An 18,343-nucleotide genomic window follows, 5' to 3' on the forward strand; every position below is an offset into this window, starting at 1 on the left:
ACACAAGATTGAGAGCAGCCTTACATAAGTCTACGATACCACTATCACAGATTTTCGTGATCAGGCAATTACATGATAAACATTTTGATCCCGTTTGGCATGCGCATTCCGAGTTCCAGCTTTTTGTTGTACTTGAGGGCACGGGAACCCGGTTTATAGGTGACAATATCAAGGCATTCCGTCCGGGGGAACTAACTTTTACTGGCCCTCATTTGCCGCATCTGTGGCGAAGCGACGAAGCTTATTTTGAGAAAACAAACTGCCTGTACATAAGTGGTGTGGTAATTTATTTCAATGAGCAGTTTCTTGGTGATCATATCATGGAAAAGGAAGAGATGGCCGTTGTAAAAAAGCTCTTCACCAAATCCATGCGGGGTCTTGAATTTTATGGCCCGAAAAAATTACAGGTCATAAAGATGATGCAGGAACTGGTGAACATGCAGGGAATATCAAGTGTGATGCAATTGCTATCAATACTTGATATATTATCTGTCACAAAAGAATATCATTATATCTCGGGCAAATTATACGAAAATACTTTTGATGAACATGAAACACATCGCATCAATACGGTGTACGAGTATGTTTTAAAAAATTTCAGGCAGAAGATTTTGCTTCTGGAGCTTGCCGAACTCCTGCATATGACACCAACTTCTTTCAGCCGGTATTTCACTATGAAAAACAATAAGCCTTTTTCGAAGTTTGTTACAGAGATCAGGATCAAACATGCCTGCAAGCTTTTAATTGAAACCGATGATTCGATTTCCCGGATTTGTTATGAATGTGGATTCAATACGCTGTCTAACTTTAATAAGCAGTTCAAGGAAATAATGCTGAAGAAACCATATCAGTATAAAAAGGAATTTATGAGCATTTGAAGAGAAATATGAATTATGTGAAGAGAATTATGAATTATGAGTTATGAATTATGAAAGGGAGTGGTGAAATTTTTAGTTGGTTTAATTCATCACTGGGTTTTAATGGTGGATAAGGTGCAACAAAGGCAGGGACCGGATGTCCTTATTAGAGCGCAGTTAGCAATAATATTGTTTTAAATATCAGGGGTTATGAAAAAGAGTAGTTTTTTATTAATGTTTTTGATTTTTTGTTTGATAATATTAACGGGATCGATTGATCTGAATGCCCAATCTAAAACTTTAGCTAAAGAAGGAATCCAAACGCAGGCGAAATCAAATACACAAGTCAAACCCAATATTCAGTCAACTGCGAATACAAAATCAACATCGAATAATCAATCCAGGGCAGCATTGTTAAATGCATATTTTTCAAAGCTGGCTGAAAACGGACAGTTCAACGGGAACGTTCTTATTGCTGAAAATGGAAAGATAGTTTACGAAAAATCGTTTGGCTATGCAGATCTGGCTTTGAAGAAGCTGAATGTTACTTCAACATCTTTCCCGGTGGCTTCGGTTACAAAAACTATTACTTCGACTGCCATACTTCAGTTGGAAGAGAAAAATAAATTAAAGCTGAGTGATGAATATTCGAAATATTTCCCTGCTTTTCCGTATCCCGACATTACAATAAAACAATTGCTGTCACATACCTCAAGGATTCCATCAGGCGATTTTTATAAGTTTCTTGATTCATTAAGGAAAGAAAAGGATACATTTTTTACAAATAAGGACGTTGTTCCTGCACTGGTAAAAATGAACAAGTCTTTACAGGGAGAGCCTGCAGGAGAGGGTACCAGATCTAACTTCGCTTATAGCAATGTTAATTACTATTTGCTGGCCTTGTTGATTGAACATATTTCCGGCATGCCTTTTAATAGCTATCTCAGGAAATATATCTTCCTTCCTGCCGGGATGGAAAATTCAAGCTTATCCGAGTTTTATTTTGGGATCGATAAAAATCTTTGCAAAGAACAGCGTTACCGTTATCTTTTTTCGGAGCTTCCGGAGAGCATTGATACAACTTCAGATAATGCATATATTTTTCGCACTTACAATTTTAAAGGACATGGGGATGTTGTTAGCACTACTCATGATTTATTAAAATATAGCCAGGCTCTTGATTCGGGAATCTTATTGAAAAAGCTTACGCTTAGCAATGCCTATCAACCAATAGTTCCTCCAGCGAACCCGAATACATCAGGATACGGACTGGGTTGGTCTCTGTTATACGACACCACCTATGGCAATGTTGTTTTTCATCACGGCGGCGGCTTAGGCATAGAAGTTATGTTTGTCCGGAATCTTTCCAGGCATCAAACCATTATCCTGTTTGACAACATGAAGTTTTATGCTTTCGATAAGGCTTTGAGTGCCATGAAAATTCTTAACAGTGAAAAAATTTCAATCCCGAAACTCAGCACCGCAAAAAAATACGGACATGAGCTAATGACAGGGGGAATGACAGGGGGACGGAAAGTTCTTGAAAGATTAAAAGCAGATACTACAAATTATAATACAGATGAAAATGAAATGAACCTGCTGGGCTATCAATTCCTGTGGAATAACCTGAATGATCAGGCATTTGAAGTGCTCAAAACAAATGTTGAATTATTTCCTGCCAGTTGGAATTCCTATGATAGCTATGGTGAAATCTTATTGAAACTTGGAAAAAAGAATGAAGCTGCTAAAAATTATCAACGGTCAATAGAACTTAATCCCAAAAACGACGCCGGAAAGAAAATACTGGAACAAATCAAGGCAGGAAATTGATAAAGAATTAATCAAATTGATAGGACAATCAATCAAAATGGGAAATCATCCCTAAATCAAATCGAAAGAGGTCTCTCAAATGCGGAAACTATATTTAAATCAATTGAGAGTAGAGAATTGAAACAAAGATTATCTATAACTAAAATAAATAAAAAAGACAATCAAGACAGGGCATTATATATACCTGGCAATCGAAGCACTCAGGATCTCTTTCACATTTTTCGTTATACCCAGGTTTGGAAATGCACTGTATAGACTATCGAACTCAAGCGTTTTTAACTTGCTCATAATCCTGTTAGCATCTTTAATTGGCAAAGGTATCCTGTTTGGATAACTGTACATGATAGAGATATGTTTTTTATCTGCCGATACCAGCACAGTATCACCCGAAAGAATCATTCCGCCAGGGGAGGATTGCCTGGCATGCAGGATACTGCTGCCCGGGAAATGCCCACCGAGATTGGTGATGCAGATGTCATCCCAAAGATGTTTTTGTTCTCCTTCCCAAAGTGTTATATGATTTCCCTTATTGAAGATCCAATTTTTGTCCTTAGCATTGATATATACGGGGCAATCAAATTTGTCAGCCCACTGGCTCATGTTACTGAAAAAATGCGGGTGAGAAAATGCAATTGCCTTCAGACCGCCCTTTGACCTGATGAATTCTGTAACTATATCATCAAGCAGTGGTATACAATCCCAAAGTATGTTTCCTTCTGGTGATAAAAGTAAAAGTGCCCGCTGACCAATACCGATAGCCGGTGATACTGTGAATTGAAACAGATTGTCCTGTAGTTTCAATACTTCCACATTATGCTTTTGCAAAAGCTGCTGATGTGTAGTCCATGCCTGGCCCTGTTCCGGGATGTATTGACGTTCATCTGAGCAGATGAAACAAATTTCCTGTTTATGTGTTTTATACTGTGTACCGCAAGTGGAGCATATAATGTGTTCGTCCGGATTTAATTCTTTATCAGTTAAGTTCATCAGCGAAAGTTAGGTTCATCTGAAAAAGTCATTTACTCGCCGAAAGTTAAGCGCATTAACGCATTCACGACAAATTTAATCATACAGCAATCAAGTTTACTCACACCTTTACTCACACTGCAATCAGGCAATCATCGTCGCAAGGGAATTGAATGGCCTGCCGGCTTCTTTCAAAAAAAACAGCATCACCTATGCTTCTTATCATCTGGAGTGCTTCCAGGATTTCGCCGAGATGCGTGCGAAAACTGACGACTGCACAACGTATCCATAACTTACCATTGATCCTGGTGGATGAAAAAAACACCTTACCATTATGGTGAAGCTTTTTAAGAAAGAGCTCATTTTCCCTGTTATCATCATCACCTGGCAGTCGAAAAATGACCACCGAAAGATCAGGTTCCGGCCCGGTTTCAAAGCCCATTTTCTGTGCTTCAGTCCTGAAAAGCCGGCTTAACATTATCTTTTCCGAAAGGTTAGCGCGGAATGGTGTAAGGCCATGTAAATGTATCGGCAACCACATGCGTAAACCACGAAAATGACGTGTGAGTTCAGGGCCGGTGTCAGATGGATCTATATCATCCATATCATAAGCATCAGTTATATAAGGAGCCTGGTGAGAAAATGAATCGAGCATCGCATTTTTGTTTCTTACTAAAACCACCCCGGAACCATAGGGAAGGAACAAGGTTTTATGAGGATCCATTACAATGGAATGAGCTTTCTGAATACCGCGGAACCTATGTCTCAGTTCATCAACCATCATAAAAAAACCACCATAGGCAGCGTCAACATGAAACCATGTGTTGAATTGCTTTGACAAGGCTGCGATCTGGTTCAAAGGATCTATTGCACCGGTATCTGTCGTGCCTGCCGATGCAACAATAAGGAACGGCTGCAATCCTGAATCCGTATCAGCCTGTAATTGCAAAAACAAAGCTGTAGTATCCATTCGGAACCTTCCGTCGAGGGGAATGTTTCTTATCACCGCTTCTTTGAGACCAGTGATGTCAATGGCTTTATGAATACAATGATGGGCGTTCGCCCCGATATAAATAACAGATTTCTTAACTGTAGCCGCACTTACCTGGTGAAAATCCCTGGCAGTTTTAATGGCTACCAGGTTTGCTATCGAACCACCGGAAGTCAGGTTGCCATGGGCTCCGGGGCCATAACCAACCAACGAAGTCAACCATCGTATCAATTGGTTTTCTATTTCAACTGCACCGGGACTGGAATAAGCAATACCGGCATAACGATTGGCCGCAGCAGCGAGGAAATCAGCTATTGCACTGGTGAATAATCCCCCACCAGGTATATAACCCATATGTCTGCCCGATGCAGAATTGATACCTGCCACATCTACTTCATCTTTCAGTATCCCGAGTAATTGTTGAATTGAACCTGGTGTCTCCCTGATTTCCAGTGCTTCGGGTTTTGACAAATTGCCTTTGACAAATCCCGGCTTTTCTGCTAATGATTCAATGAACTGATCAGCATAATGAAAGGCTGCTTCTGTGATCCTGTGCCTTTCATTTGAATCTGGCTCGAGTTTACCGGCCACATGTTCAAGTTCAGCAATCCTTTCAATAATTGTCAGCTCTTCCATTTAATCATATTTCAGTGTTAATGATCCGCTTCGGCAACCGTATGCATGGAAATCGCAATTCTGTTCCAACTGTTGATCACAGTGATGGCATAAAGCCATCCTGCGAACTGTTCCTCGCCATAATGCGAAATAACATCCTGGTAGGTTTGTTCGGTTAAACCTTTTTCATATATCCTGGTGACTTCTTCAGCTAATCTGAAAAGTGATTGTTCAGCTTTAGTGAAAAATGGCACTTCCCACCAGACGCTCACTGTAAAAACGCGCTGTTCAGACTCGCCTGCTTTCCTCGCATCACGTGAATGCATATTCACACAATAACCACAGCCGTTTATTTGTGACACCCTGAGTTTTACCAGGTGTAATAATTTTTCATTCAGTTTATAGGAATGAATAACTTTTTCAGCACCCGCCATTGATTGATAAACCGACGGGGCCACTTTAACGAGGTCCATTCTTTGTTTCATATCACTTTATTTTTCTGTCAGGATTTAATATTTAAAATCCGATGGTTTTTTGATACCATAAATATATAAATTTGCTGGATGCCCTAACTAGGCCAGAAAAGATATAAGAGCTAATCCAGATGAACCAGCTGAAAGAATGGATAAACATTGATCATGAATCAGACACACCGGTGTATCTGCAGATCACAAATGCATTCATTCATAATATCATGAATGGCAGGCTGCGAAAGGGTCTCAAACTTTCCGGCTCAAGGATTATAGCGGCCGAACTCCAGATAAACCGGATGACTATTGTAGCGGCTTTTGACGAGTTGGCAGCGCAGGGCTGGATACAAATGATACCAAGAAAAGGAACATTTAAAACTAGCTGCTAATTTTCGCCGTTTTATTGATCACCAGGGTGATAGTTTGCTTGAAAACGCAATTGCATCACTTTATCAGGACGGAACTATTTCCAGGCACATAAAGAAAACAGTCAGGTTGTATAGGGAAAGAAGAGATCATTTTTGTGACCTCCTGAAAAATGAACTTGGTTCAAATGTTTCATTCCAGGTGCCTGATGGTGGCATGTCTGTGTGGCTCACTTTCAAAAATCATAACCTGCCCAGACTTTCGGCTGATGCACTTTTGAAAGGACTGGTAATTAGTACCGGGGAAGATTATAATACCGATACGACAAAATATAACGCCGCCAGGTTTGGGTTCGCATCTTTAAACACCAGCGAACAACTTACAGCCATTGCCATACTTAAGAAATGTATGCGCATCTGAGTAAATCAACACCCGCTTTTTTTCTACCTGGCAGGTTTTGACTTAGCTCTTTCATATTGGATTGGCCACCTGATATCCATTCCTAATTGTTGAGCAGCACTTAGCGGGAAATTAGGGTTCCTTAAACTTTCTCTTGCCAGCAAAACAAGATCAGCTTGTTTGCTAACAAGGATTTCTTCCGCCTGTTGAGCTGTAGTTATCAGACCGACTGCTCCGGTTAAAATTCCGGCATCAATCCGGATCCTTGCTGCAAACCCAACCTGGTAACCGGGCGTGTTTGGAATCTTCACCACCGGTACATTGCCACCACTTGATGTATCAATCAGATGAACCCCTTCAGACTTTAGCAACTTTGCGAGGTTCACCGAATCTTCAATGGTCCATCCGCCTTCCGTCCAGTCAGTGGCTGAAATACGCACGAACAAAGGCTTCTCTTTACCCCATTCCTTTTTTACCGCCCGGGCTACCTCCATAAGGAGTCGTATCCTGTTTTCAAAACTTCCGCCATACTCATCAGTCCTGTTATTGCTAAGCGGTGAATAAAACTGGTGCAACAGATACCCGTGGGCGGCATGTATTTCCACAACATCATACCCGACGGCTTTAGCCCTTTTGACAGCATCTATATAATCGTTTATCAACCCCTGGATCGCGTTTTTATCCAGGGCAAGAGGTGACAACTGCGTTGCTTTGAATGGTAAGGCAGAAGCACTCACGGTTTGCCAGCCATTGGGCTGATCTGGTGGGACCTGATCTGCTCCTTTCCAGGGCAGTTCGCAGCTCGCTTTCCTTCCGGCATGCGCGAGTTGAATTCCCGCTTTCGCACCTTGCTGATGAATGAAATATACTATTTGCTTTAATTTATTGGTTTGTTCATCTTTCCAGATTCCCAGGTCGCCATAAGTGATCCGTCCCTCTGCATTCACCGCTGTAGCTTCCTGGATAATTAATGCGGCGCCTCCTGTTGCCCGGCATCCCAGGTGAACAAGATGCCAGTCGTCTGCAAATCCATCTACTGACGAATATTGACACATAGGCGAAATAACAATCCTGTTTTTTAGTTCGGTACCAGCTATTGTGATCGGAGAAAAAAGTAAACTCATTTTATATGTTTTAGTATTTCAATTTGGCCGAAACCCGGCTCTTTGATCTATTTTTGGCCAAATCCAACTTTTAGATTGGCCGGAAAACGTATTTTTAATACCTTTACGGCCAAATCGAATTCATGAACTTTATTGGTCGTGTAAAAGAACTAGCTCTCCTGAGAAGCCTTAAAACAGCAAAAACTGCTGAGTTCGTTGCCATTTATGGAAGACGCAGGGTTGGCAAGACTTTCCTGGTAAGGGAGGCCTTTGAAAATAATTTCGATTTTTCCATTACGGGACTTGCTAACGCAACGCTTAGTCAACAACTGGTCAATTTCAATTATGCTGCCAGCAAATATGCATCAAAACAATTGAACCTAGCTGTGCCTTTAAACTGGCAGGAAGCATTTCAGCAATTAATCTCTATTATTGAGCAATCCAAATCTGGTCGCAAGGTTATATTTATAGATGAACTGCCCTGGCTTGATACGCCTAACTCGGGATTTATTTCTGCACTCGAACATTTCTGGAATTCATGGGCAAGTGGGCGGAAAGATATTATCCTGGTTGTCTGCGGGTCGGCTGCCGGGTGGATGATCAGTAAACTCATCAACAACAAAGGAGGTTTACACAACAGGGTTACCCAAAGAATCCGGGTTGAACCATTCACACTTAGTGAATGCGAGCAATTCTTTACAGAAAAATCGGCTGTATATGACCGTTATCAGATTGTGTTGTTATATATGGTCATGGGTGGTATCCCATTTTATCTCGAACAGGTAAAGGTTCGTAAAAGCGCGGCCCAAAATATCGATAAGCTCTGTTTTTCAGCGGATGGGCTCCTGCGGAGCGAGTTTGATAATTTATATCGTTCGCTTTTCCATCACCCGGAAAAGCATATCCAGCTGATAGAAACATTGGGGAAAAAAAGTAAAGGACTTACACGTGAAGAACTGATTGCAAGCTCTGGCCTTAGTGGTGGTGGTGGACTTAGCAGACTATTACAGGAACTCGAAGAAAGTGGTTTTATAAGAAAGTACATGGCTTTCGGTGCAAAGGAAAAAAATCATCTTTACCAACTCATCGATTGTTATTCGCTATTTTATCTAAAGATGATACGTGGCACAAGTGTTATGGATGAGAATAACTGGATTGCGGGTCTCGACTCTCCGAAACAAAGGGCGTGGAGTGGATACGCTTTTGAACAGGTTTGTCTTTCGCATCTTTCTGAAATAAAAATGGCGCTGGGTATCAGCGGCGTTCAAACTCAAACTGCTTCATGGAAAAGCCGCACCAGTGAAAACGGTGCCCAGATTGATTTATTAATTGATCGCCGTGACCATGTAATTAACGTGTGTGAAATAAAATTTTCAATCAACGATTTCACGATTGATAAAAAATACGCTGAACAGCTTCGTAACAAACTACAGGCATTCAGAGAAGAATCTAAAACCAGGAAATCATTATTTCTGACTTTGATTACCACTTTTGGTTTAACAAACAATCAATATTCTACTTCAATAGTACAAAATGAATTGACAATAGATGCTTTGTTTTCTACAAAGTGAATTGACAATGAATGTCTTGTTCGGAATAATATGAATTGATAATGGATGCCTTGTTTGGAACAAAGTGAAAATCCGGTGTTTGTGATACTGAAATTTAAAACTCAGCGTATTGGCCAGCCAGGATTCGTTTATTCCATTTAAACTTCAAATGTCTCGGAAGTTTTAAGAGAAGCCGGGGACCTGCCAAACCGGTCACGAAAGACCCGGCTGAAATGTGAAGGGCTTTCAAAACCGCTTTCAAATACGGTTTCACCAATGGTTTTATTACGATTGGTAATCAGGTGTAATGCGTGGTTCAACCGCTTCTCCAATAACCATTTGCCAGGTGGCGACTTGTAGATTTTGATAAAGTCACGTTTGAAGGCCGATAAACTTCTCGAACTCAGTTTCGCAAATTCCTCCAGCTTAAGATTAAAACAAAAATTATCTTCCATTACTTCCTGTAGCGAAACGGACCTCGGAGTATTTAAGAGAGAACAGAAATAACATAACATTTCTTCGTTGGCAGGATTATCCGCCACGGTAAGAATAAGCTCCCTGAATTTAAGATTGATCAACGACCGGTCAGGCGTAGGATTAGCCTCAAAAAAAGGCATCATGGACTCGAAGAAAGTCCTGAGAACCGCGTTGGTTTCGACCGCAATCACCGACTGATATCTCCTTGGAGCCGCCTTTACCGGTGAAGTTTTAGTTTGTAACACTTCGCAAATAAATTCATCTGTTACGAAGAATATCACAAGGCAAAATGTGTCATCAAAAAACTGTTCAACAATACAGGCTCCTTTTCTTACCAGCACGCAGCTACCCTCGCTAAGATTATAGGAGCCGTGAGTCGTATGCCAGATTTTACGGCCTTTCATCACATAAACAAAATAGTTATGCTGGCTCCAGATATCCTGATTTTTGTTCTCGAGCGGACAATTGTAAATTGACACCAGGCAATCAGCACAGCGTAGCTGCTTGTAATGATTAGTATTTGCGACTAAATTTCCGTATAGATCCAGCACTTTTACACAATATTAGTGACGGCTTAAAATGCGATTTAAATCTTAAGTCAAGATAGTAAATATTTTATAAATATGTATACCACGAACCGGGGTATTATGGGTCACTACACAGTACGCAACACCAGGAGCAGATTATTCTTTTCTCCTATTTTTTCCACAATTTATCATTCACAACACGGCCGATCACGGCATCACGATAATTTCGGCTTACGGGGATCCGGTATTCTCCTATTATGATCTCATTGTTTTCAATTGCTTTTACTTTATCAATTGAAATAACATATGATTTATGAACACGCAGGAAACGCCGACTGTCAAGTTTCTCGTCCAGGTTTTTCAAATACAACAGCGTTAGAAACTTTCCTGCAGTTGTATATATAGTAACATAATTTTGCAAGGCTTCTATAAATAAAATGTCAGCGAAATAAATCTTTTCATAGCGGTAATCACATTTAATAAAAAAATACGAAGAAGAATGAATCTCATTTGCATCGACGGCTGGTTTCGATAGCATGTAGTAGTCCCTGGCTTTGCTTACGGCTTTGTAAAACCGGCTGAATACAATTGGCTTCACCATATAATCAAGTACATCCAGCTGAAATCCTTCAAGCGCATACTGAGGGTAAGCACTACTGATTATAACCATAGGCCGGTTAGGAGAAATCCTCAGGTATTCGATCCCATTCATCATAGGCATCTGGATATCCAGAAATATAAGATCCACCGATTGCCCTTCAAGTATCCGGCTCAGTTCAACAGGATTATTGCCTGATGCTACGCAGCGGACAAAATCGACCTCTTTCAGGTACCCTTCCAGGCATTCCCGGGCCAGTGGTTCATCATCAATCACAACGCAATTTAAAATCATAGTGGTACCATTTTCAGGTTAACGGGTTGGTGCTGATGAAGCAATACACTTAATTCAACTTTGTATTCACCTTTGCCACGCCGGGCTGACAAGACGTGTGCATCGGGGTAAAGGAGCTCCAGTCTTCGTTGGATATTTGTTAACCCTATCCCGCTGAAGTGAATAACATCGGCATTAACAGCTGGTCCATTGGCCACCGAATTTGTAACCGTCATATATAAGTCGGCATCTTTTGTTTTCAATTCAATCGAAATGCGACTTATCTCCCCGTTTAATTTGTTTACATGTTTGAAGGCATTTTCAACAAACGGTATCAGCATGAATGGTGCAATAACGAGATCATTGTTCACTTGCTGATCTATGTTTACAGTTAGTTCAAGATTTCGCTCCTGTCGCAGACGTTCCAGTTCTATGAAGTTTACAAGGTAACTTATCTCTTGTTTGAGAGGAATCTGTTGTTCATTGCATTCGTATAATTGGTATCTCAGCAATTCTGAAAATTTTGCAAGTGACTCAGAAGCCTTGTCAGGATTTTTATGAATCAATACAAAGATTGAATTTATCGTGTTGAAAAGAAAATGGGGGTTGAACTGGGATTTCAAAAACTTCAGCTCTGTCTCAAGTTTCTCCTGTTGCAGCTCCCGCTCACGTTGTTTCCCCTGTAGCCAGTTCTTGGTAAGCTTCACGCACATTGCCAGGGTCATTGATGCCACTGTAGATGGCAATGTATTCATTTGAAAAAAATACAGATAATTTGCTGGTTCAACACCGTAAAGGGATAGCATTGTTTTTCCCGATAGCCAGCCGCTCACATTATAGCCGGAGGCGATAAATGCTGCCGTTGCGATAATTGTAAGTGACAGATAAACGATGTATTCCAGGTACTTCGCTTTCTCAAGAAATCGCGGAATTAAAAAATATAGATTAAAATAAACACCCAGGGCCTGGAAGATAACATAGAAAAAAAACTTTATGGCATAGGGTGAATAAAGAATGTTGTTTGCAACAGCCAGTGGGTTGCCAATGTTGATTGTCCACCAGGCACAATGATAAAGAAACCAGAAAGGCAGATGATACAGCTTGTATCGGAAAAACCAATGACCTGTTTTTGCATAAATCTGCATGTATTAAAAATATGCGAATCATTCGGTTTGAAGTGCCTGTAAATATAACCGGCGGGAAAATATTGACGAAAGGCAGTTTTCTGTAGTTCTGCACCTTATCAACATTTCCGGTCGCCTTGTCAATCCTTATTTTAAATGAACATGGGCATTCCTTTCTTTAGATCAGAAACTCATGCCCATGATTAAAACAACACTGATATCAGGATGCTTACTATTGGCTTTAGCAGGTAATACCCAGGTGACCGGAAAAGTAATAACCCAGGATTCGGCAACCAAAGATCTCAGTCCTCTCGCAGCTGCAAATGTCTCGCTTTTAAAAAGCCAGGACAGTTCCATGATGATTTCAATGTTCACAGACACGGCCGGTAATTACCGTATCACTCCATTAATGGCAGGAGATTACCTGTTGAAAATAAGCAACATTGGGTTCAGTTCATGGACCTCTCAAAAATTCTATTGGAACGGCAAACAAACTGTAAATTTTGGAAGTCAGCTTCTGCAACCTGCTGCAGAACAATTGGAAGCAGTGCAAATAAGAGCTACTAAACCCATCACCCGCCAAAACCCTTATGGTACAATTGTAAACATTGCTGGAAGTGTTTTTGCGAAAGGGAATAATCTGCTAAGCATACTTGAACGATCGCCGGGTGTGTTGATTGATCCCCGAACCAACACTATTTCACTGAATGGTAAAGGCGGAGTTCTTGTTATGATCAATAACCGGCCTCTGCGGATGCCTGCGAACCAGCTTATAACTTTATTAACAAGTATGAGCGCAAATGATGTTGAACAAGTCGAACTGCTTACATCGCCGGGTGCAGGTTTCGACGCGGAAGGCAGCGGCGGCATCATCAACATCATCTCAAAAAAATCAATTAAGAAAGGAACAAATGGTTCTATGTACGTCACTGCCGGCCAGGGTTGGGGACCCAAGGGAATGGCCAGTGTTAACCTGTCACACATAGGATCGAAGGTTGATCTCAGCGGAGCTTATTCCTATTCCGTCGACAGGACCCGGACTGATTTGTTTATAATCAGTGAACAGGTGATGCCGACTTTTGGCGGCAGTATGAAAGTAGTTGTATGGGATACAAGCAAAGCAACCCAGCAAAACCATAATGCAAATTATAGTGTTATCATACATCCTGATACACTGACAAATATCGGCATAATCCTATCGGGCAATTTAAGTAAGCGGATGTTGACGGTTACGGACCAATCGAATTATCTGCTAATGCCCGACTCCCTGCTTTATTTTAAGGGTCTTATCAAAAGCCCGAATGACTGGAAAGATTATTCAGTCTCCACTTTTTTTGACCGGTTCTTTCCGAAACAACAAAAACTGAGTTTCGGGGCAGATTTCCTTCATTTCAAAAATGAAAATCCATCTACTATTCAAACAAGCCTGAAAGACAAAAATGAAAAACCAGTTGGGAATAACGACACCATGTTTTCACCTTTTCAATATGGCTTTGCCCAAACGAAGATATCAGTTGCAGTTTTAAAATCCGATTATCAAAAGGAACTCACGACAACAATAAAAATGGAAGCAGGTCTCAAAGGCAACCTCACTCAAAGCAGCAGTTTATCAGGTCTCGAAAGCCTGGTTGATGGCAGCTTGGTTAGCCGGGCGGAAACTATTAATCAAATCATGATGAATGAACATATCGCTGCTGCCTATACATCATTTAATTTCAGACCGGGTAAAGCCGCCAATTTCATTGTTGGGGGTCGCTATGAATATGCAAGCACGGAAATGAAAGAGCCCGTCACTGGTAAACAACTGCTAAGCAGGAATATGTCAAAATTTTTCCCTGCTATTTTCGTTGTTTTACGCCCAGGTTCTAAAAGCGAGTGGCAGATTTCATATACAGAAAGAATTACCCGACCGACTTATAACGACCTTGCTTCGTTTGTGCGTTACAGTGATGCAACAGCGGTATATACCGGTAACCCGGGTCTGAGGGCTACCATCAGTAGGAATCTTAAATTGGGATACATATATCGCAACCACAGCTTCACAATGATGCTTAGCAGGGATGATCATCCGATTGCAAATTATCAACTGACTGAAAGTAAAGGTTCCAGGCTTCTATACGTGTCGCCGCAAAATCTGCGTTACAAGAATTATCTTAACCTGCAAATAAATAGTCCATGGCGACTAACAGAATGGTGGAACAGCAATATTAATCTCGTTGCAGGCTGGCGGCAATTTGCATTGAATTATTCACTTCTTCCTGTGAGAAAAACCTATTTCGCCTGGTCATTGAACTTCAATCAAACATTCCAGCTTACAAAAAATTACTCGGCTGAAATTTCAGGTTGGTACAATTCGCAGACCTTCAATGGCACTGTTAAAGTAAGTGCGATGGGCTCAATCAATGCGGGCATCAAGAAAGAATTGAACAAAAATTATGGTCGCCTGCAACTCTCTGTTTCTGATATCTTCCGGACGATGCGTATTCATTCCTGGTATGGAACTATTACAAAAGAGGCTTTCGGAATTAAGAACCATGTTGCCTTCGATACCGAAACACGGATATTTCCCGTGTTTCGGCTGACTTATTCAAAATCCTTTGGGAATGGATCGAAGAACTACACCAGTAAACCAGGCCCTGATGAAATTAACAGGGTGAGAAAGGAATAGAACTTTACCCTGATCCCGCACTAAACAATCATCAATATATAGCAGAATCCCTGCGGCGCGCATGACTTCCGGCTCTACCATTTCCTTCAATGCCATCATTGCCTGACTGGGTCAATGCAGCCACATATTTCGCACATAATTCGTTCGGGTTGTAATTGGAAAACTCCTTTCTTAAATTTATAACATTCGTTTTATAAACCGGGATACCTAATACTTCCTTCACTGCAGCAGCAACCTGCGCAGGTTTAGGGGTTTCGGTTTTTAGATTTTTACCCAATTTAAAATAACCAACCCTTGCACAGATTTCATTTTTACCTTCATGAACACCGGCAACCAACAGTGGAAGTTCATTTTGTATTCCCAGCATTACACCCCCGTATCCGCCATTGGTAATATACAGATCCGCGTAAGGCATAACATCATCAAAGGGAATAAAGTCTTCAATTATGATATTTGACCTGTTGTATTTTATTTTTAACTCCGCCGTTTGTGAACCACCGGTAGTACATATAATCAAAACATCTGAATCTTTTAATGCTTCAAGCGTTGGGACGATCAGTTTATTTACATCCTTTTCAACAGTGCCTTGCGTAAGGACTATCACCTTTTCGTATTGAGCCAGCCTTTTATCATACCATGGTTCACGATTTTTTTTGGAAGAATATGGCAATAATGGCCCGGCGAATCTAATATTTTTACTCAGATCACTACGCTTGTATTCGAAGCCTGGTGTACAGCTTTGTAATACAATATCAGATGAGCAATAAAGTATGTCAAAGATGTTTTTGCCGGGATAAACTGCACCAAAATTCTTAAGCACTTCGTTGAAAAGCTTATTTGGCTTCTTGAAAATGATATTATTGGTAAGCCATTTTAATACATTGTGTCCAAACTTACCAATTTGGTTTGAAGAGGGGGTTAATCCCAGTCCGGCGGGAGGTAAATCACGCGAAGTTTCCATCATAGGTATAATTCCCGCTGCTATAACCGGAACGCCGAGTCTGGCTTTGATCATAGGAATTACAAATGAAAAGATATCAGCAATCACCAGGTCAAATGAAAACTCTTTATAGATTTCTTCCAGATCCAGGATGATTTTTGTTGCCGGCAAGATAAATACATGTTCCAGGTCAAACTTGAATTTTGCTGTCTGGCTCTTTTGATTCTCACGTTCTTTAAAAAAAGTCTCGAAGTTACCCTGGTGCAATTGTGGGGCAAGCAGGTAGGGATAATGTGGAATCTCCAGTTTAGTGAGTTTCTCTTTATACGAGTCCTGTGTATACCAGCGAACATCGTATCCAAGACTCTGAAGATGTTTTGCCAGTCCTGTAAGGGGATTGAAATGTCCGTCTGCTGGTGCGGTGACAAACAAAATCTTTTTGTGATTGGGGGTTGAGGGGGTTTTTTGCATAGACAAGGTGTTTACTATTGACAAGGTGTTTTTATTTTTTAATTAAACACAATGCTAAAATATAATCACCTTCAGTGCCAGGGCGTAGTGTTTGAAACAGCGTTTTCGAAGAATGAACCGTACATAGAGTTATGAGTGATGAGTTATGAGTGATGAGTGAGTGGTGAGTGAGTGATGAGTGAGTGGTGAGTGATGAGTGATGAGTGAGTGGTGAGTGGTCTTTTTCATAATTCATAACTCATAATTCATAACTCTTTTCAGAAATATTTTAAGGAGATAGCTTCATATATGCAGAATGGAGATTCGGTCCATGTTACAGGCCCGAGAACAGTTCAGGAACAATTTATCAAGTATATGGCTGATACCCACAATTCAAAAACACTTCCTCAAAAGAAAACTCACACTCACCACTCACTCATCACTCATAACTCATAACTCATAACTAATAGCTCATAGCTCATAGCTTTCTTTAAGTCTTACATAGAAGTGCGAAACGTTGTTCTTCGTCGATTCTCTTTTATCAATTTCGATCTGGGGTATACTTTTAACCAGTTCCACTAATTTTTTGAAGCCGTAGTTTCTTGGGTCAAAATCAGGCTGTTTTTTCATTATCAAGGCGCCGAGAACCGCCAGGCCAACCCACCCATCTTCTTCTGCAAGATCATTTATGCTTGCAGTAATAAGCCTGATTACACCATCGTTCAGTGTTGATACTGCTACCGGCCGGCTTACTGCCGGCCTGTCTTCAACTACTTTTTCGGGTAGGCTTCTGTCCATTGGTACAGGCCCGGAAACAGCTGTCTCAGCCATCACTTTTTGCGCACTGGCATTTTGTTCAACGGGCCTTTCGTTCAGTATTTTGCCAGTTGCAACCTTGCTCCTGCTGTTTCTACCTTTAGGTTCTCTTGCTATAGTGACAGGAGCGGGTGTAAGTTTTGATTCTATCTTTAAGATTTCAATGTAGATGAATTTGTTACAGGAAGCGATAAATGAAACAGGTGTTTTCTTTTCACCCATTCCAAATACTTTTTTCCCGGCTTCTCTTAAACGGGTTGCGAGTCTTGTAAAATCACTGTCACTGGAAATGATGCAAAAGCCATCAACCTGGGCAGTATATAAGATATCCATTGCGTCAATAATTAACGCGGAATCCGTAGAGTTTTTTCCTTTGGTATAACTGTATTGTTGAATTGGCGTGATGGCATTTTCCAGCAGAACGCCCTTCCAGCCAGACAATGAAGGCCGGGTCCAATCGCCATAGATCCTTTTGAAAGTTGGTATACCATACTTTGCAATTTCTTCCAACATCCCTTTAATATTTGCGTAGGGTATGTTATCAGCATCTATCAATACGGCAAGTTTCAATTCCTGGTTCATTTCCATGATAAGCTAAATTACGCCTCTTTCCTGCATCAGAAATCACAAAAGAAAGGAACAACAGAACTGGCCTGTTATTCCTTTCCCGGCAATTAAGAACGGTGCATCCGGTTTTCTGATTCTTGACTATATAAAGTAGATTATTACAATGATTTACAAGGCTTAAGCCCCTTCAATGTTTACGACATTTTATCTTATTGTATCCTTTTTTATCCCTGGAATATCTACAGCATTATAACGGTTATTTATAAACTATAAGTGCCGAAGTTGGACCGTTAAGATGCATCACTTTCATGGAAGTAAAACCGGCTTCCTTTGCCCAATCAAGGAAATCAGCGCCTCTATAGTCAAAACCACCATCTGTTTCAATGAGCATATTTAGTGACATCATCATTCCAAATGCATTCTGTTCACGCTTATCGTCAATTACGTTTTCAACTACTGCGAATGCACCACCAGCAGGTAAAGAATCATAAGCTTTTTTGATCAGCATTTTTTTGGTTGGAAGGTCCCAGTCGTGCAGTATATTTCCCATAGTGATAACATCCGCTTTGGGAAATGTATCCTTGAAAAAGTCGCCCGAAACTACGGCCACATTATGATTCACTTTCATAGCCTGCAGATTACGTTTTGCTATATTTTCAACAGCAGGAAGATCAAAACTTATTGATTGAATGGAAGGATTGTATGTAACTATCTGGGTAGAAAAATGTCCACCTGCCCCTCCAATATCACAATGCG

16 protein-coding genes are annotated in these 18,343 nt (G+C 40.8%); 6 read left to right on the top strand and 10 right to left on the bottom strand.

Annotated elements, in window-relative coordinates; all coding sequences use genetic code 11:
* Positions 1-8 precede the first annotated feature (8 nt).
* Both VK664_RS16010 and VK664_RS16015 read left to right on the top strand, forming a co-directional pair.
* Entirely contained in the window at positions 9-878 is an 870-nt protein-coding gene (locus VK664_RS16010) for an AraC family transcriptional regulator (protein ID WP_461399692.1), read from the top strand.
* A gap of 189 nt (positions 879-1,067) precedes the next feature.
* Positions 1,068-2,687 carry a serine hydrolase gene (locus VK664_RS16015; protein WP_461399693.1) on the top strand — a complete coding sequence of 540 codons (1,620 nt, stop codon included), beginning with the start codon at positions 1,068-1,070 and terminating at the stop codon, positions 2,685-2,687.
* Between the two features lie 174 nt (positions 2,688-2,861).
* Here the strand turns inward: VK664_RS16015 and VK664_RS16020 are convergent, their stop codons facing one another.
* The 3 genes from VK664_RS16020 to VK664_RS16030 all read right to left on the bottom strand — a co-directional run bounded on the left by VK664_RS16020 (position 2,862) and on the right by VK664_RS16030 (position 5,744).
* Positions 2,862-3,674 carry an MBL fold metallo-hydrolase gene (locus VK664_RS16020; RefSeq protein WP_461399694.1) on the bottom strand — a complete coding sequence of 271 codons (813 nt, stop codon included), beginning with the start codon at positions 3,672-3,674 and terminating at the stop codon, positions 2,862-2,864.
* A gap of 112 nt (positions 3,675-3,786) precedes the next feature.
* Positions 3,787-5,280 carry a pyridoxal phosphate-dependent decarboxylase family protein gene (locus tag VK664_RS16025; RefSeq protein ID WP_461399695.1) on the bottom strand — a complete coding sequence of 498 codons (1,494 nt, stop codon included), beginning with the start codon at positions 5,278-5,280 and terminating at the stop codon, positions 3,787-3,789.
* A 17-nt stretch (positions 5,281-5,297) separates the two neighbouring features.
* Positions 5,298-5,744 (bottom strand): carboxymuconolactone decarboxylase family protein, encoded by a 447-nt coding sequence (locus VK664_RS16030; protein ID WP_461399696.1) that lies wholly within the window; start codon positions 5,742-5,744, stop codon positions 5,298-5,300.
* Between the two features lie 119 nt (positions 5,745-5,863).
* Between VK664_RS16030 and VK664_RS16035 the strand changes: the two genes are divergently transcribed.
* Both VK664_RS16035 and VK664_RS16040 read left to right on the top strand, forming a co-directional pair.
* On the top strand, positions 5,864-6,118 hold the full coding sequence (locus VK664_RS16035; RefSeq protein ID WP_461399697.1) for a GntR family transcriptional regulator: 255 nt from the start codon (positions 5,864-5,866) through the stop codon (positions 6,116-6,118).
* Between the two features lie 34 nt (positions 6,119-6,152).
* Positions 6,153-6,515 carry a hypothetical protein gene (locus tag VK664_RS16040; RefSeq protein ID WP_461399698.1) on the top strand — a complete coding sequence of 121 codons (363 nt, stop codon included), beginning with the start codon at positions 6,153-6,155 and terminating at the stop codon, positions 6,513-6,515.
* A gap of 23 nt (positions 6,516-6,538) precedes the next feature.
* On the opposite strand, the gene VK664_RS16045 is transcribed toward VK664_RS16040, so the two are convergent.
* Positions 6,539-7,618, bottom strand: coding sequence for an NADH:flavin oxidoreductase/NADH oxidase (locus tag VK664_RS16045; protein ID WP_461399699.1), 1,080 nt, complete (start codon positions 7,616-7,618; stop codon positions 6,539-6,541).
* 122 nt (positions 7,619-7,740) lie between these two features.
* Here VK664_RS16045 and VK664_RS16050 point away from each other — a divergent pair, with 122 nt between their 5' ends.
* Entirely contained in the window at positions 7,741-9,168 is a 1,428-nt protein-coding gene (locus VK664_RS16050) for an AAA family ATPase (RefSeq protein ID WP_461399700.1), read from the top strand.
* A 137-nt stretch (positions 9,169-9,305) separates the two neighbouring features.
* On the opposite strand, the gene VK664_RS16055 is transcribed toward VK664_RS16050, so the two are convergent.
* The 3 genes from VK664_RS16055 to VK664_RS16065 form a co-directional block, all read right to left on the bottom strand.
* Complete coding sequence (locus tag VK664_RS16055; RefSeq protein WP_461399701.1) at positions 9,306-10,175, bottom strand: helix-turn-helix domain-containing protein; 870 nt, start codon at positions 10,173-10,175, stop codon at positions 9,306-9,308.
* Between the two features lie 145 nt (positions 10,176-10,320).
* Entirely contained in the window at positions 10,321-11,043 is a 723-nt protein-coding gene (locus VK664_RS16060; protein WP_461399702.1) for a LytR/AlgR family response regulator transcription factor, read from the bottom strand.
* Entirely contained in the window at positions 11,040-12,167 is a 1,128-nt protein-coding gene (locus tag VK664_RS16065) for a sensor histidine kinase (protein WP_461399703.1), read from the bottom strand. The genes VK664_RS16060 and VK664_RS16065 overlap by 4 nt, the downstream gene beginning before the upstream one ends.
* A 178-nt stretch (positions 12,168-12,345) precedes the next feature.
* Between VK664_RS16065 and VK664_RS16070 the strand changes: the two genes are divergently transcribed.
* Entirely contained in the window at positions 12,346-14,814 is a 2,469-nt protein-coding gene (locus VK664_RS16070) for an outer membrane beta-barrel family protein (RefSeq protein WP_461399704.1), read from the top strand.
* A 31-nt stretch (positions 14,815-14,845) separates the two neighbouring features.
* Here the strand turns inward: VK664_RS16070 and VK664_RS16075 are convergent, their stop codons facing one another.
* From VK664_RS16075 to VK664_RS16085, 3 genes are all read right to left on the bottom strand, one after another.
* On the bottom strand, positions 14,846-16,225 hold the full coding sequence (locus VK664_RS16075; protein WP_461399705.1) for a glycosyltransferase: 1,380 nt from the start codon (positions 16,223-16,225) through the stop codon (positions 14,846-14,848).
* A 450-nt stretch (positions 16,226-16,675) separates the two neighbouring features.
* The gene (locus tag VK664_RS16080; protein WP_461399706.1) at positions 16,676-17,608 is read right to left on the bottom strand and encodes an NYN domain-containing protein; all 933 of its coding nucleotides are present in this window, start codon (positions 17,606-17,608) and stop codon (positions 16,676-16,678) included.
* Between the two features lie 235 nt (positions 17,609-17,843).
* The coding region (locus VK664_RS16085) for a methyltransferase (protein ID WP_461399707.1) at positions 17,844-18,343 on the bottom strand (500 nt) is incomplete at its 5' end.

It is taken from the genome of Flavitalea sp., assembly GCF_035489435.1.
Lineage (GTDB): Bacteria > Bacteroidota > Bacteroidia > Chitinophagales > Chitinophagaceae > DATHKG01.